This is a genomic window from Cryobacterium sp. 10I5, assembly GCF_035019865.1.
Classification (GTDB): Bacteria; Actinomycetota; Actinomycetes; order Actinomycetales; family Microbacteriaceae; genus Cryobacterium; species Cryobacterium breve_A.
Map to the genome: position 1 here is coordinate 1 of NZ_JASJVI010000249.1, position 227 is coordinate 227.

Sequence of the window (227 nt, forward strand, 5' to 3'; positions counted from 1 at the left end):
CACAGTCCAGTCCCTCGAAGACGAATACGCGGGCCGCGGCTACGGTGACCTCAAGAAGGGCCTCGCCGAGGTCGTCACCGGCACCTTCGGTCCGATCCGCGCCCGCGTGATCGAGCTGCTCGACGACCCGGCCGAGCTCGACCGCCTGCTGGCCGTCAACGCCGCGCGGGCGGCATCCGTTGCCGATGCCACCCTCGCCCGTGCGTACGACCGCGTCGGCCTGCTCC

Annotated in this window: 1 pseudogene; it reads left to right on the forward strand. The window is 71.8% G+C overall.

The window, feature by feature from the left end:
• Nucleotides 1–227 (forward strand): annotated as a pseudogene (locus tag QN350_RS19885) (tryptophan--tRNA ligase); the annotation flags it as partial.